Here is a 13,633-nt window from a genome sequence, read left to right on the forward strand (position 1 = left end):
TCTTGACCGCCGCGCCCTGCGACATCTGGTTCTACCATCTCGAGCGCAGCGCCTTGGAAGAGGTGCTGCCCGGGCTGCTGGAAAAGACCCTGGGCCGCGGCTGGCGGGCCCTGGTGCGCGGGGGCGATCCCGCTCGCCTGCGGGCGCTGGACGCACACCTGTGGACCTGGCGCGACGACAGCTTCCTGCCGCACGGCCTGGACGACGAGCCGATGGCCGACCGTCAGCCGGTGCTGCTGACCGACAGGCTGGACAACCCGAACGGCGGCCAGGCGTTGTTCCTGCTCGACGGAGCCGAGCCGGGCGACCTTTCGGCCTTCGAACGGTGCATCCTGCTGTTCGACGGTCGCGACGAGGAAGCCCTGCGCCTGGCGCGGGGCCGGTGGAAGGCCTTCAAGGGCGCGGGCCATCCCGTGTCCTACTGGCGCCAGGGCGCCGAACGCGGATGGGAGAAGCAGGCATGAAGCGGTTTGTGTGGATCGGCGCGGTGCTGTTGCTGGCTTCCTGCTCCAGCGGCGCGCCCGAGCCTGCGCCCATGCCGCCGCCGACCACCCCGACCGCGCCGCCGGCCGTCGCCTTGCCGGCCAAGCCGCCGGCGGCCGCGGAAAAGGACCAGTGCGGCCTGAAGGACGCCCAGGCCTTCGTCGGCAAGAACCGCACCGACCTGCCGGCCCCGGTCGATCCCTCGCGCTGGCGGGTGGCCTGCACCACCTGCCCGGTCACCATGGACTATCGTCCCGACCGCCTGAACATCCTGTTCAATCCCGACACCGGCGTCGTCCAGCAGGTCAAGTGCGGGTAGAGAAGAGAGGCCTTCTGACCTGACGGTGGCGGTGCGACGCGGCGGTCGAGGTGAAAGCCTTGTCGATCAGGCGTCCTGCGGCCCCGGTCGCAAGGCGGAAGGGTTCGTGATGACCAAGCATCGACTCTACGGGACCAGCTTCGCGAGCGTCTATCCGCTCTATGTCGCCAAGGCAGAGAGGAAGGGACGCACCAGGGCCGAGGTCGACGAGATCATCCTCTGGCTGACCGGCTTCAGCCCGGAGGCGTTCGAGGCCGAACTGGCCAACAAGACCGATTTCGAGACCTTCTTCGCCACTGCGCCGGCCTTGAACCCGGCGCGGGCCAACATCAAGGGCTTGGTCTGCGGCGTTCGGGTGGAGGAGGTCGCCGATCCGCTGATGCGGGAGATCCGTTACCTGGACAAGCTGATCGACGAGCTCGCCAAGGGAAAGGCGATGAACAAGATCCTGCGGCGCTGACGGCGTCGCGCGAAAGGCCTATCGCGCGCCCACGCCGGGGAACAGCGCCGGCTCGCCGTCGAAGATTCCCAGATAGCCCAGCTCGCCGAGCAGCGGCGTCAGCGTATCGGCGTAGTCGTCGGCCTTGAGCGGAAGCGGGGCGGGGCGTCCCCTCTGGTCCTGCAGGCGATAGACAGTCCACATCTTGCCGCGCGGAGCCGGGGCGCCAGGCTGCAGGTAGCGGTGCTCCCAGCCGACCAGGGCGGGCGTGCGGCCGATCTCGACGTCGAACGGCCGGTCGCGGAACGCCAGGTCCATGTCCAGCCGCATGGCCTCGGCCAGCCGCTGGTCCAGCCACTCGCCGAACGCGGCCAGCACCGCGGTCGCGGACAGGCCCTCCGGATTGGCGACGACGTGATTTCGGGATGTGGTTCCTGAACTCATGCGAACAGGAATACCCGTCGCGGGTCACGTAAAGGATAAGAGACGTGGTTTAGGCGTGTTTACCATGCCGCTATATTGGTGCGGCGGAGCGAATGCTCGGACCACGCCGGCGGAGAAGCCGTGCTCTCGGGTATTCGCCGGTCCATAGCCAAGCTTAAGCTTGGTCGGGAGGGCGGAAAAAACGACATCGACTGTTGCCAAGCTGAAGGCCGACCTTCAGCATCACGCCACCTCAGGGAGAGTGACGATGAGTGATCAGGCGACAGCCTTGGCGTCCGTGGATTTCGACAAGGCGCGGTTCGCCGCCACGCTGAAGACACGGGCTCTGCCGCCCTATGGCAGCGGCCAGTGCGCCAAGTACGTGCGAATCGCCCTTGAGACGGCCGGCATGCCCACGGGGCCCAATCCGCGCCTGGCCAAGGACTATGGACCCTATCTGGAGGGGCGAGGCTTCACCGCCGTGGCGCGCTTCGTCTCCGGCGACGCCGTCAGCAAGGGCGTCGATTCGGCGGGGTTCAAGCTGGAGGTCGGCGACGTCGCGGTGATCCAGAATCCCAGCAGCAGCACCGCCGGGCACATCCAGGGTTATGACGGCGCCAACTGGATCTCCGACTTCGTCCAGGACGCGTTCTGGCCGGGGCCGGCCTATCGCAGCGAGAAGCCGGCCTACGTCATCTACAGGCGCTGAGGTGAGGATCGCGATCCTCGCCCTGCTGGCCGGCCTCGCCGCCGGTCCGGCCGCGGCCCGGCCACCGTCCCCGCCGCCCCGCCAGCCGTCCGTCGACCCGCTGCTGGGTCTGAACCTGCCGGCGGGGGCGCGGTTCACCGCCGCGCCCGCTGACCTGGTCCAGGCCTGTCCGGCCTTGGCCAACGCCCGCTGGGACCGGCGACTGTGGATCTTCGCCCAGACCGGCAACGCCAGCACTTCGGCGGGCGAGGTCCTGGTGGTGGGCGGCGAGCTGGTCGAGCGGACGGGCGACAAGCCCGCCGTCGAGGTCGACAAGGTCGGGGTGCTACTGTCGCGCGGCCCCGGCGCCTGCCGGCTGATCGGCCCGCCGAGGGAGGTCTTCGACTATGGCGAGGACGGCGTGACGCCGGCCACGCTCGACGCCCTGGCCCAGGACGCCGCGCGCCGCTACGCCCAGGGCCTGGGCGGCCAGGTCGCACTGCGCAAGACGCTGAAGCGCCAGCGCATCGGGGCAGGACAGGTCAAGTCGACCGCCCTGCGCCAGGCCTTCTTCCCCGCCAAATAGGCCTCAGGCCTCGGCGGCGGCCAGTTCTTCGGCCAGGCCCATCCAGGCGGCCTCGGCTTCGTCCAGCTTGGCCTTGGCGTTGTCGCGGCGCTTGGTCAGCTCGGCGACCTTGGTCGGGTTCTTGTAGAGCTGCGGGTCGGCCAACTGGGTGTCCAGTTCGGCGATCTGGCGCGTCTGGCGGGTGACGACCTGCTCGGCGGCTTCGATCTTGCGCTTGAGCGGCTCGATGGCGACCGACTTCTTCGGCGCGGCGGCGGGTTCGGCCTTGGCCGGCTCGCGGGCTACCTGGGTGGGCTTGACCGCCTGCTTGGCGCGGTCGAGCACGAACCTGGCGTACTCGTCCATGTCGCCGTCGAACGGCTTGACCGTGCCGTCCGCGGCCAGCCACAGGCGGTCGGCGACCAGCTCCATCAGCGAGCGGTCGTGGGTGATCAGGATCACCGCGCCCTCGTAGTCGTTCAGGGCGTCCAGCAGGGCGCGGCGCGAGTCGATGTCCAGGTGGTTGGTCGGCTCGTCCAGGATCAGCATGTGCGGGGCGTCCATCGCCACCAGGTTCAGCAGGAGACGGGCCCGCTCACCGCCCGACAGGCTCTCGACCTTGGTCTCCTGCTTCTCGAAGCCCAGGCCGAACTGCGCCAGTTTCGAACGGCGCGAGCTTTCCGAGGCGTCCGGCATGGCCCGGCGGATGATCTCCAGCGGGGTGTCCTCGGGATCCATCGCCTCGATCTGGTGCTGGTGGAACCAGCCGACCTTCATCTTGCGGTCGCGGTGGAACTCGCCTGACTGCACGCCCAGCGCCCCGGCGATCATCTTGGCGAAGGTCGACTTGCCCGCGCCATTGACGCCCAGCAGGCCGATGCGGTCGTCCAGGTCCATGCGCAGGTTGAGGTTCTTGAGGATCGAGCGGCCTTCCTCGTAGCCCACGTTCGCTCGTTCCAGGCGAATGAGCGGCGGCGGCAGCGGCCGCGGCGGCGAGGGCAGGGTGAAGGGCGCGACGCGCTCCTCGATCGTGGTGGCCACCGGCTGCATCTTGGCCAGGCGCTTCATGCGGGACTGAGCTTGCGCCGCTTTGGAGGCCTTGGCCTTGAAGCGGTCGACGAAGGCCTGCAGGTGGGCGCGCTCGGCGTCCTGCTTGGCCTTGGCCGACAGCTGCAGGCGGGCCTTCTCGGCCCGGCGCTGCTCGAAGTCGTCGTAGCCGCCGGTGTAGAGCTCCAGCTTGCCCCCGGCCAGGTGCAGCATGTGGGTGCAGCTGTTGTTGAGCAGCTCACGGTCGTGGCTGACGATCAGGGCGGTGTGCGGGTACTTCTGGAGGCGGGCTTCCAGCCACAGGGCGCCTTCCAGGTCCAGATAGTTGGTCGGTTCGTCCAGCAGCAGCATGTCCGGCTCGGCGAACAGCGCCGCGGCCAGGGCCACGCGCATCCGCCAGCCGCCCGAGAACTCGGCCATCGGCCGGGCCAGGTCTTCCTGGGTGAAGCCCAGGCCGACCAGGATTTCCGACGCCTTGGCCGGCGCCGCATCGGCGTCGATCTCGATCAGCCGGGCCCAGATCTCGCCCATGTCCTCGGGGTCGGCGGTGTCCAAGCTGGTCAGCAGCCGGTGGCGCTCCTCGTCGGCCTCCAGCACGGTCTCCAGCAGGGTGAAGGGCGTGGCCGGGTGCTCCTGATCCACTGAACCGATGCGCGCGCTCTTGGGCAGGCTGATCTCGTCATCGCCGGCGTGAAGTTGGCCCAGGATCAGCTTGAACAGCGTCGACTTGCCCACGCCGTTGCGGCCGATCAATCCCACCTTGGCCCCAGGCGGCAGGCTCACGCTGGCGTGGTCGAAGAACTTCCGGCCCCAGGCGCTGAAGGTCAGGTCTTTGATCTGGAGCATATGATTTAAAGGTACGCGGCGGGTTGGCGGGGAGGAGGCGCCCGGCTATAAGCCCGCAACCTCCCAATCGACAAACTTTCTCTGTGAGATTTTCGGATCATGACCGAACGCACCTTCTCGATCATCAAGCCTGACGCCACGCGTCGCAACCTGACGGGCAAGATCAACGCCGTCATCGAAGAGGCCGGTCTGCGCATCGTCGCCCAGCGTCGCGTCAAGCTGACTGAAGCCCAGGCCAAGAAGTTCTACGAAGTCCACGCCGAGCGCCCGTTCTACGGCGAGCTGGTCGCCCAGATGACCGCCGAGCCGGTCGTCGTCCAGGTGCTGGAAGGCGACAACGCCGTGGCCAAGTACCGCGAAGTGATGGGCGCCACCAACCCGGACAACGCCGACGAAGGCACGATCCGCAAGCTGTTCGCCCTGTCGATCGGCGAGAACTCGGTCCACGGTTCGGACAGCCTGGAAAACGCGGGCATCGAGATCGCCCAGTTCTTCAAGGACGAAGAGATCGTCGGCTAAACGAGGCCGGGCGGCCGTTAGCGGCCGCCGGTTCGAAAACCCGTCAAGCGGCGCGGCCCAGGGCCGCGCCGCTTTTCTTATGCCCTCCGCCCTGGCCGGGCTATAAGACCGTCTTCGGCGCGTCAGTCCGCCGCCGAGTTCGCGGCGGTGGGAGTACGGCGAGGTGACCGAAAACAACGAGCCGATGGATCATCTGCTCAACACGCCCGACCTGGCGGGCGTGCTGGAAAGCGATCAGTTCCGGCAGTTCCTCGATCAGGTTCCGATCGCCATCGCGGTGTCGGAACTCAATCCGGTCGAACGCATCGTCTACGCCAACATCGAGTTCGAGCGGCTGAGCGGGCAAGCCGCCGCCGACCTGGAAGGCGCGACGTGGTCGGTGCTGACCGGCGAGGCGGTCGCCGAAGGCGGAAAGGCGCTCAGCGGCGCGATCGTCGACGACCAGGACTATATCGGCGCCTTCTCCTTCGCCCATGACGACGGCCAGCAGGCGGTCGACGCCTGGTCGAACGTCATCCAGGACGATGCGGGCCAACCCGTGTTTCGGATGCTGGCTTTGGTCGGGGCGACGCCTCGTGACTCCGATCTCAACGAATTTGAACAACGCATCCACGACAAGGATCTGCTGCTGCGGGAGCTTCAGCACCGCGTAGCCAACAATCTGCAGATGATCACGGCGCTGATCCGCATCGAGGCGCGCAATGTACCGGAAAACGCCACCGACGACCGGTTCAGCCGACTGGCGGGCCGGGTCGAGGCCCTGGGCCTGCTCTACCGATCACTGTCGGACGAGAGCCAGGCCGAAACCGTCGACCTGGGCGTCTATCTGAGCGAAATCGCCTCGGCGGTGATGCGGGCTCATGCCCAGGAGGGGATCCACCTGAATCTCCAGGTCGACACCTGGATGGTGTCGATCAACGTGGCGATGCCTGCTGGCCTGGTGGTCAACGAGTTGCTGACCAACGCCCTCAAGCACGCCTTCAAGGGGCGCGCGGGGGGCACGATCCAGCTTCACAGCCTGGTCGACCAGACTGGCTGCCGGGTGATCGTCGCCGACGACGGCGTCGGCTTGGCGCCCGGCTACAGTTGGCCGAGGCCTGGAAAGCTCAGCAACATGATCGTCCAGTCGCTGCGCCAGAACGCCCGTGCGCGTGTCGAGGTCGAATCCCGACCCGGCGAAGGCATGCGCGTGACGGTGTTCTTCACCCGCGCGGACGCGGCGCCGGAAAGCTAGGGCGGATCGACATTCAGGCCAGATCCCTCAATTTGACGAACGAAGGGGTCATGGCGGTCTGGGGGCAAGGGCATGAAGGACTATCGCCGCCGCGACGTCGCCCTGGCGGTCGGACTGTCGGGCGTGGCCGGCTATGTCGACGCGATCGGTTTTCTGAAGCTGGGCGGTTTCTTCGTCTCGTTCATGAGCGGCAACTCCACCCGGCTGGGCGTCGGGATCGCCACTGGCCATTGGACCATGGTCCGCACCGGCTTGACGCTGATCGGCCTGTTCGTCGCCGGGGTGGTGCTGGGAGCGCTGGTCGCCCGCAAGGTCGGCGAGGGGCGGCGCTCGGTGGTCCTGGCGCTGGAGGCGGCGCTGCTGACGGCGGCGGCCGCCCTGATCTCGGCCGGTCTCGACGCGGCGGGGGTGGCGGCCATGGTCCTGGCCATGGGCGCGGAGAACGCGGTGTTCCAGCGCAACGGCGACGTCGGGGTGGGGCTGACCTACATGACCGGAGCCCTGGTCAAGGCCGGCCAGCGGATCGCCGCGGCCCTGACCGGCGGCGACCGCTGGGCCTGGGGCCCCTACGCCCTGCTGTGGGCGGGCCTCAGTCTCGGCGGCGCCCTGGGCGCGACGGCCTATCTGCGGGTCGGCGTCTTGGCGCTGTGGGCGGCGGCGGGTCTGGTCGCGATCCTGGCCGCCGCCAAGGCGTGGCGGGAACGACGGGCGGTTTAGGGGGGCGTGGACAGTTGAACGGTTCAGGTTGGGAGCCGCCGTGCGTCCTTCGAGGCCCTCCTCTGGAGGGCGCCTCAGGATGAGGAATTCAGCAACAACGCGCCTCATCCTGAGGCGCGTAGCGTAGCGAAGCCTCGAAGGACGCACGGCGCTCGCCGAAAAACAGCCTTCAATGTCTACCGCCACACCGCCTGAGCGGAATGGTGGGGGCTACCCCGCCGGCGCCTTGGCCGCCTCGGCCGCGCGCAGCAGGCGCAGGACGTTGCCGCTCCAGATCTTTTCCAGGTCGGCCTTGGTGTAGCCTTCGGCCAGCAGGCGCTCGCTGATCTTCCAATAGCCGGCCGCGTCGTTGAGGCCCGTGACCCCGCCGCCGCCATCGAAGTCCAGGCCGATGCCGACATGGTCGACGCCGGCCACCTTCAGGGCGTGGTTGAGGTGGTTCATGAAGTCCTCGAAGGTGGCCTTGCGAACCGGCCATTTGGTGTCGATCGCCTTGTATTCCGTCATGAAGGCGGTGCGCTGGTCCTCGGTCATCTTCGCGCGGGCCCCGGCCTTGGCCATCAGGGCGGCCATGGCCGCCTCGCGGTCGGGGTTCTTGGGCGTGTCGATCAGGTAGCTGGAATAGGCGTCGACCTGGATCACGCCGCCGCTGTCGGCGAGGGCCTTGATCCTTGCGTCGTCGACGTTGCGCGGATGGTCGAACACCGCCTTGCAGCCCGAATGGGTCAGGATCACCGGGGTCTTGGACAGGGCGATCAGCTGGTCCAGCACCTCGTCCGACGAATGCGAACCGTCCAGCACCACGCCCAGGCGGTTGGCCTCTGCGACGAACTGTTTCCCCAGCGGCGACAGGCCATGCCACTCCGGCTTGTCCGTGGACGAGTCCGCCATGTCGTTGTTCTTGAAGTGGGCCAGGCCGCTGATCCGTACGCCCATGGCGTAGAAGGCCGACAGCAGGGTGACGTCGCCGTCGATCGGGTAGCTGTTCTCGATGCTCATGAACACCACGCGCTTGCCCTGGGCGGCGATCGTCGCGGCGTCGTCGGCCTTTAGGGCCAGGCCGAACTTGTCGCCATGCTTGGCGACCATCTCGCGGATCTCGACGCCGCGGATCAGGGCCGCGTCGCGGGCGGCGCGGGTGGCCTCGGGCGTGCGCGGGCCCTGGGGCGTGTAGATGGCGAAGAAGCCGCCATCCAGCCCGCCCTCGACCATGCGCGGATAGTCGATCTGCGAGCCGTCCTTGGCCGCGTCGTGGCGGTCCAGGATGTCCCACCCAGGCCGGCCGAAATTGGCCGGGGTGTCCAGGTGGGTGTCGAGGGTCAGCAAGCTCTCGTGGATGGCGCGGGCCGAGGCGGCGGGTTCGGCGGCCTGGACGCTGGTGGCGAGGGCGTTGGTGGCGAGAGCGAGGGCCGAGACGGCGGCCAGCAGGATGGATCGGGTCATGTATGCACTCGAACGCTGTCCGGCCGGTCCCGCCCCCTTTGCTCAAGGGCGAGACCGGCCGGAACGTGGGCCTAGAAGTCGGCGGACAGGGTGAACTGGATCGTCCGGTGCGAGCCGGGCCGGAAGCTGGCCGGGGTGTTCACCGTGGTGTTGATCGTGCCCAGATAGTCCTTGTCGAAGATGTTATCGACATTGACCCGGGCCTTGATCTGCTCGAACGGCCCGGCTCCGAACCCGTCGCCCAGGTCGAGATAGGCGTTGACGATCGTATAGCCCTTGGTCGTCTCGCTATTGGTGAAGTTGGTATAGCGGTCGTCGATGTGGCGGGCCGAGACGTTGAACACCACCCCGTCGGTCGGCTCGACGGTCACCCCGCCCTGGAACAGCCATTCGGGGAAGTCGGGCACCGCGTTGCCGGCGATCTTCAGCGCGGCCGGCGTCGGGGTCAGGGTGAAGTTGGCGATGTCGTCCTGGAACTCCGACTTGTTGTACGAGGCGTTGGCGTTGAAATAGATCTTGCCGCCCAGCAGGCCCGGCTTCCACTGACCGCTGAACTCGGCGCCCGAGGCCTTCACCGCTCCGACGTTCTGGTAGAAGGTCTCGGTCGTGCCGCCGCCGCCCGGCACCAGGGCCGCGAAGGCCTGCAGGCGGTTCTTGAACTCGGTCTTGTAGACCACCACCGAGGCGTTGAAGGTCGGCCGGTTGGCGCGGTAGCCCAGCTCGAGGTTGGTCGAGGTCTCGGGCCTGGGACCGGTCACGGCCGGGCTGGCGGCCGAGAACACGTCGTCGGCGCCGCGCGGCAGGGCCATGTTCTCCGAATAGGACGAGAAGATCTGGTCGCGGCTGCTCACGTTATAGACCACGCCGACCTGCGGCAGGAAATCGTCCTTCCAGTTGGCCTTCAGCGTCGGCTGCCGGCTGTTGATGTAGTCCGCCGGATTGCGATAGCCGCTGATTTTGTAGTCGATGTCGGTGGCCTTGAAGCCCAACTCGACCTTCAACTTGTCGTCGACCAGGCTCAGGGTGTCCTTCAGGAAAAACTGCGTGGTCTGCCGGGTCGAGACATAGTTGCGCTGCCGGTGGACGGGCTCGTTGAACAGCGGCGCGCCGTCCGGATTGCCGTCCTGCACGTTGTAGCGCGCCTGGGTGCGGTGATAGTCGTCGTCCTCCAGCCAGAGGCCGGCCTCCAGCTTGTTGAAGCCGGCGCGCCAGGCGACCTTGCCGGTGACGCCCTTGCGGGTGCCGTCGATGCCCGACAGGCCGTACTGCAGACCCCGGGGCGCGGTCAGGCCGGTGACGATCAGGCGCTCGGCGTTGTAGCTGGCCAGCGAGGTGGCGTAGGCCTCGGGCGAGACGCCATAGCCTTCCTTGTCCTCGTAATAGCCGGTGGCGGTGACGTCGATCGCGTCGGTGACGGGGGTGTTCAGGGTCAGGCCGTAGAGGTGGTCCTGTCGGCTGTTGACCGCGAACTTGTAGTACTGGGCGTAGTTGCTGTTGGAGTAGGGCACGCCGGCCGTGGTCTGCGGCAGGCTGGAATCCGTGGCCGCCGTGCCGAACGGCGTCGAGAGCGGCACGTGGCCCAGATAGGCGAAGTCGCGGCCCTTGCGGCCGAACACGTCGCCGGCCGTTCCGGCGTACTGGGCCTTGGTGATCGACGGGCTGTCATAGTCGAAATAGTCGTTGTGCACGGTCTGGAAGCTGATGTTTCCGCCGTTGGGCAGGGCGTAGTTGATCTTGCCCTCATAGTGCTTGCGGTCGATCGTGCCTGGACCGCGCCACAGGTCGCCCTTGATGATCGAGGCGCTGGCATAGGCCGAGAAGCCCCCGTGCTCGCCGGTCTCCAGGCGCAGGAAGGTGCGGCGTAGGCTGTCGCTGCCCAGGGTCTGGCTGACCGAGCCGCCGGCGGTCTCGGACGGCTTCTGGGTGAAGTAGTCGACGATCGGGCCCAGCGAGGCGTAGCTGGGCAGGGCGACGTCGCCGGCCCCGGCCGAGGCGGTCACCCGCAGCAGGTTCTCGTTGTCCACATAGCGATAGATCGGGCTGCCGCCGAACTGGTCGCTGCGGCCCATCGGGATATTGTCCAGCAGGAAGCCGATCTGCTGGAAGTTGAAGGCTCGCACCGAGACCGAATTGCCGAACTCGTACATGCCCAGGGCGTCGTTGGCCTGGACGTTGAAGCCGGGCAGGGACTCCAGCATCTTCAGGCCGGTGACCCCGGCCGGCGCCGACAGCAGGGCCTCGCGGGTGATCGACACCGTGGCGGTGGCGTGGTCGGTGCCGATGGCGACGCTGGCCTCGGACACCCGGGCCCCGGTCACCACCAATTCGTCGACCGTCGAGGCCTTGTCGGCCTCCTGGGCCAGGGCGGGCGTCGCGCCGCCCAGCACCGAAGCGGCCAGCAGCAGGGCCCGGAAGCGGCGCAAGGCCGGCGAAGGACGCGTGTTCGTCATGACTATCCCCAATCTTTTTGACGGGAGGAAGCTCGACGGTTCGTCTATCGCGGTAAATTCAGAAAAGCTGTTTGCGGTGACAATATAAAAGCAAGTCCAGGTGATGCGCACTCATGTCTAAATTATGAACATCGAAAATGTTATGTATTGTGTTCGCCAATGAGTATCTCACGAAAACCATGCGGGTCATCGTGTTGAGGTGGTGCGACTTTTTCGAAATGGAACGTCGGGACGTCTGTTTCAGATCATGGGCAGCCGAGAGGTGTCGCGACGGGCCGTCGTGGCCCGCCTTCCGCACCCCCGCTGTCCTTGGCGCCTGAGAGATTCAGCGATGCAGGATCGCCTTGCTCCTTCGGCGAGGGCGCACGCAGACACGCCCTGCTTTCCAGCGTTTCGAGGCCGTCGCGGTCCTTTTGCTTGAGCGTTTCCGGGGCGGTTTCGCCTTCAGCGCCGGGCCAGGCCCGGTCTCTCCCGCGAGAGCGCCTACAGAAGGATCCGCAACCGAGTTTGCGTCAATTCGGGACGGCGGCGCATGCGCGCCAGACGTCGGGGCGCCGTTTTGAATCGCAACCCGCGCTGCTTTTCGCGGCGTCCAAGGCGAGCTTTGTTCGCCCTCGTGCAAGTCGGGGTGCGCTGGAGTTCCTGAAAGTGGTCAGGTTCCGAGGGGGTGGCGGATCATATAGTCGGCGCGCTCGCGGATCGATGGACTGCGGTCGGCGGTCATGCGGGCGATCAGTTGATCCAGGTCTCGGACCGAGGCGCGGTGCTCGATCAGCGCGTCGGCCGCAACCCGGCGCACGACGGCGGAGCGATCGACAAGCCCCTGTCGAATTAGCGCCTCGGGATCCTGATCGGTGGCCAGTTCACGGCTTTCGGTCAAAACGACGCGCCGGCGCAGGCCATAGGCCTTGTCGATCCACTTCCACCCGTGTCCGACGGGCCAATGGACCTTGCGCTCGATCAGGCATTTCAGCGCCGTCGCCCGGATCGACGGCTGCACCGCGTCACGGGCGAGTTCGGCCAAGCCTCGATCAAATCCAGGATAACGCAGCAGTTGTCGCAACCGGGTCGCGAGAGGCCCATTTGCGCCTGTCAGGAATAGGGGCGCGACATGGGCAGCCACCGCGGGGTTGGCGAAGACCGCGTCCAGCGCCTGGCGCTCTTGCCCCCACCTTCGCCAACGGAAGGCCTTGTCGACCAGGTCGATCGCGGTTCGAGCCGTCAACTCGGGAGAGGCGAGGGGAAAGAGCCGTTCGGCGCAGCGGACGGCGGCGGCCCGGACCGGCTCGGCCCAGTCGTTGAGCCGAAGCGCGATCGCTGCGAAGGCAAAGGGCGTGGCGGGCGGCTCGACCAGGGCGTCCAGCGCCGCCTCGCGAATCCGCCCGTCGGAATGAAAGAGAAAAAGCCGGGCGTAGCGCGGATCGGCGGTCATCAGCTCGCGTTCCGACGGTGGCCCCACCGGGGCGCCCAGAAACAGATCCAGGACGCCCCGCTTTCTTGGCGCGGGACGAACCCAGCCGAGCCGCACTCCGGCGTTGATCTCATGCGCCGCGCGCGAGACGGCGTCGGCCGGCAAGTCCTCGATGTCTGTCAGGATCCGTTCCAGGATCGCGCCATCGGGCGCCGGACCCGAGACCAGACGCTCTCCGAACGCCGACAGGCTCTGCCGGAGACCCAGCGGCAGTAAATGGTCACGCTTCATGATGCGCAACCTAGCCACGCAACGGCGACCGATGAAGCCCGAATATCAGAGCCCGCGCACGAACGCGGCCAGGGTCGCCGGATACAGCTGGTGCTCCTGCTCCAGCACGCGGTCGCTCAGCATGTGGTCGGTGTCGCCCGGCAGGATCGGCACGCGGGCCTGGCCCAGGATCGGGCCTTCGTCGACGCCGGCGGTGACCAGGTGGACGGTGCAGCCGGCCTCGACCTCGCCGGCGCTCAGCGCGCGGCCGTGGGTGTCCAGGCCCGGATAGGCGGGCAGCAGGGACGGGTGGATGTTCAGCATCCGGCCTTCCCAGGCGTTGACCAGGAACGGCGTCAGGATGCGCATGTAGCCGGCCAGGGCCACCACCTGGATCCCGCGGTCGCGCAGGGCGGCGTCGATGGCGCGCTCGTGGGCTTCGCGGTCCTTGCCGTAGGGCTTCTGGTCCACGGCCAGGGCCTCGACGCCAGCCGCGGCGGCGGTGACCAGGCCGCCAGCCTCGGGCTTGTTGGACAGCACCAGGGCGATCTCGAACGGGCAGGCGGGATCCTGGGCGGCCCGGACCAGGGCCTCCATGTTGGAGCCCCGGCCGGAGATCAGGACGGCGACCTTGGTCTTGTGTGTCACGCGGATGGCTCCGTGGGGCCGCCCTCGTCCTTCGACAAACTCAGGATGAGGGCTACGGGAGATGCGGGCTGCTTGGAGCCTGAATTGAAATCCTCATCCTGAGCCTGTCGAAGGACGAGGATTTCACACAC

General features: G+C 67.4%; 14 protein-coding genes, 1 pseudogene and 1 riboswitch. Of the genes and pseudogenes, 8 read left to right on the forward strand and 7 right to left on the reverse strand.

What is annotated here, in order from left to right; translation table 11 throughout:
- The first annotated feature begins 2 nt into the window (after positions 1–2).
- From G3M57_RS12585 to G3M57_RS12595, 3 genes are all read left to right on the forward strand, one after another.
- Entirely contained in the window at positions 3–464 is a 462-nt protein-coding gene (locus G3M57_RS12585) for a DNA polymerase III subunit chi (protein WP_057186709.1), read from the forward strand.
- Positions 461–802: a peptidase inhibitor I78 gene (locus G3M57_RS12590; protein ID WP_056750999.1), complete on the forward strand. Its 342-nt coding sequence runs from the start codon at positions 461–463 to the stop codon at positions 800–802. The genes G3M57_RS12585 and G3M57_RS12590 overlap by 4 nt, the downstream gene beginning before the upstream one ends.
- Before the next feature lie 109 nt (positions 803–911).
- Positions 912–1,262: a DUF2200 domain-containing protein gene (locus G3M57_RS12595; protein ID WP_163230886.1), complete on the forward strand. Its 351-nt coding sequence runs from the start codon at positions 912–914 to the stop codon at positions 1,260–1,262.
- Between the two features lie 18 nt (positions 1,263–1,280).
- Here G3M57_RS12595 and G3M57_RS12600 read toward each other — a convergent pair whose 3' ends face one another.
- Positions 1,281–1,685: a hypothetical protein gene (locus G3M57_RS12600; protein WP_056750992.1), complete on the reverse strand. Its 405-nt coding sequence runs from the start codon at positions 1,683–1,685 to the stop codon at positions 1,281–1,283.
- Positions 1,686–1,932: 247 nt separating this feature from the next.
- Between G3M57_RS12600 and G3M57_RS12605 the strand changes: the two genes are divergently transcribed.
- Both G3M57_RS12605 and G3M57_RS12610 read left to right on the forward strand, forming a co-directional pair.
- Positions 1,933–2,373 (forward strand): hypothetical protein, encoded by a 441-nt coding sequence (locus G3M57_RS12605; protein WP_056750988.1) that lies wholly within the window; start codon positions 1,933–1,935, stop codon positions 2,371–2,373.
- 1 nt (position 2,374) lies between these two features.
- On the forward strand, positions 2,375–2,938 hold the full coding sequence (locus tag G3M57_RS12610; RefSeq protein ID WP_056750986.1) for a hypothetical protein: 564 nt from the start codon (positions 2,375–2,377) through the stop codon (positions 2,936–2,938).
- 3 nt (positions 2,939–2,941) lie between these two features.
- Here the strand turns inward: G3M57_RS12610 and G3M57_RS12615 are convergent, their stop codons facing one another.
- Entirely contained in the window at positions 2,942–4,810 is a 1,869-nt protein-coding gene (locus G3M57_RS12615) for an ABC-F family ATP-binding cassette domain-containing protein (RefSeq protein WP_163230888.1), read from the reverse strand.
- A gap of 99 nt (positions 4,811–4,909) precedes the next feature.
- Here G3M57_RS12615 and ndk point away from each other — a divergent pair, with 99 nt between their 5' ends.
- The 3 genes from ndk (at position 4,910) to G3M57_RS12630 (ending at position 7,280) form a co-directional block, all read left to right on the forward strand.
- Entirely contained in the window at positions 4,910–5,329 is a 420-nt protein-coding gene (ndk, locus tag G3M57_RS12620) for a nucleoside-diphosphate kinase (protein ID WP_035076992.1), read from the forward strand.
- Positions 5,330–5,492: 163 nt separating this feature from the next.
- Positions 5,493–6,563: a sensor histidine kinase gene (locus tag G3M57_RS12625; RefSeq protein WP_208789676.1), complete on the forward strand. Its 1,071-nt coding sequence runs from the start codon at positions 5,493–5,495 to the stop codon at positions 6,561–6,563.
- Positions 6,564–6,635: 72 nt separating this feature from the next.
- A complete protein-coding gene (locus G3M57_RS12630; RefSeq protein ID WP_163230890.1) occupies positions 6,636–7,280 on the forward strand; it encodes a YoaK family protein in 645 nt (214 codons plus the stop codon).
- A gap of 210 nt (positions 7,281–7,490) precedes the next feature.
- Here G3M57_RS12630 and G3M57_RS12635 read toward each other — a convergent pair whose 3' ends face one another.
- The 5 genes and pseudogenes from G3M57_RS12635 to G3M57_RS27965 all read right to left on the reverse strand — a co-directional run.
- On the reverse strand, positions 7,491–8,723 hold the full coding sequence (locus tag G3M57_RS12635; RefSeq protein WP_163230892.1) for a dipeptidase: 1,233 nt from the start codon (positions 8,721–8,723) through the stop codon (positions 7,491–7,493).
- 71 nt (positions 8,724–8,794) lie between these two features.
- Positions 8,795–11,185 (reverse strand): TonB-dependent receptor, encoded by a 2,391-nt coding sequence (locus G3M57_RS12640; RefSeq protein ID WP_163230894.1) that lies wholly within the window; start codon positions 11,183–11,185, stop codon positions 8,795–8,797.
- Positions 11,186–11,568: 383 nt separating this feature from the next.
- Positions 11,569–11,657: riboswitch (glycine riboswitch) on the reverse strand.
- A 168-nt stretch (positions 11,658–11,825) separates the two neighbouring features.
- Positions 11,826–12,875, reverse strand: coding sequence for a hypothetical protein (locus G3M57_RS12645; RefSeq protein ID WP_163230896.1), 1,050 nt, complete (start codon positions 12,873–12,875; stop codon positions 11,826–11,828).
- Positions 12,876–12,920: 45 nt separating this feature from the next.
- On the reverse strand, positions 12,921–13,502 hold the full coding sequence (gene purN, locus G3M57_RS12650; RefSeq protein WP_163230898.1) for a phosphoribosylglycinamide formyltransferase: 582 nt from the start codon (positions 13,500–13,502) through the stop codon (positions 12,921–12,923).
- A gap of 18 nt (positions 13,503–13,520) precedes the next feature.
- A pseudogene (locus tag G3M57_RS27965) lies at positions 13,521–13,633 on the reverse strand (hypothetical protein); the annotation flags it as partial.

Origin of the sequence: Caulobacter rhizosphaerae, from assembly GCF_010977555.1 — a bacterium.
Taxonomy (GTDB): Bacteria; Pseudomonadota; Alphaproteobacteria; order Caulobacterales; family Caulobacteraceae; genus Caulobacter; species Caulobacter rhizosphaerae.

What these genes read in the sequence shown, in the direction of transcription:
- G3M57_RS12590 (WP_056750999.1), top strand. Translation starts at nt 461, where the DNA reads ATGAAGCGGTTTGTGTGGATCGGCGCGGTGCTGTTGCTGGCTTCCTGC.
- G3M57_RS12595 (WP_163230886.1), top strand. Translation starts at nt 912, where the DNA reads ATGACCAAGCATCGACTCTACGGGACCAGCTTCGCGAGCGTCTATCCG.
- G3M57_RS12600 (WP_056750992.1), bottom strand. Translation starts at nt 1,685, where the DNA reads ATGAGTTCAGGAACCACATCCCGAAATCACGTCGTCGCCAATCCGGAG.
- G3M57_RS12605 (WP_056750988.1), top strand. Translation starts at nt 1,933, where the DNA reads ATGAGTGATCAGGCGACAGCCTTGGCGTCCGTGGATTTCGACAAGGCG.
- G3M57_RS12615 (WP_163230888.1), bottom strand. Translation starts at nt 4,810, where the DNA reads ATGCTCCAGATCAAAGACCTGACCTTCAGCGCCTGGGGCCGGAAGTTC.
- ndk (WP_035076992.1), top strand. Translation starts at nt 4,910, where the DNA reads ATGACCGAACGCACCTTCTCGATCATCAAGCCTGACGCCACGCGTCGC.
- G3M57_RS12630 (WP_163230890.1), top strand. Translation starts at nt 6,636, where the DNA reads ATGAAGGACTATCGCCGCCGCGACGTCGCCCTGGCGGTCGGACTGTCG.
- G3M57_RS12635 (WP_163230892.1), bottom strand. Translation starts at nt 8,723, where the DNA reads ATGACCCGATCCATCCTGCTGGCCGCCGTCTCGGCCCTCGCTCTCGCC.
- G3M57_RS12645 (WP_163230896.1), bottom strand. Translation starts at nt 12,875, where the DNA reads ATGAAGCGTGACCATTTACTGCCGCTGGGTCTCCGGCAGAGCCTGTCG.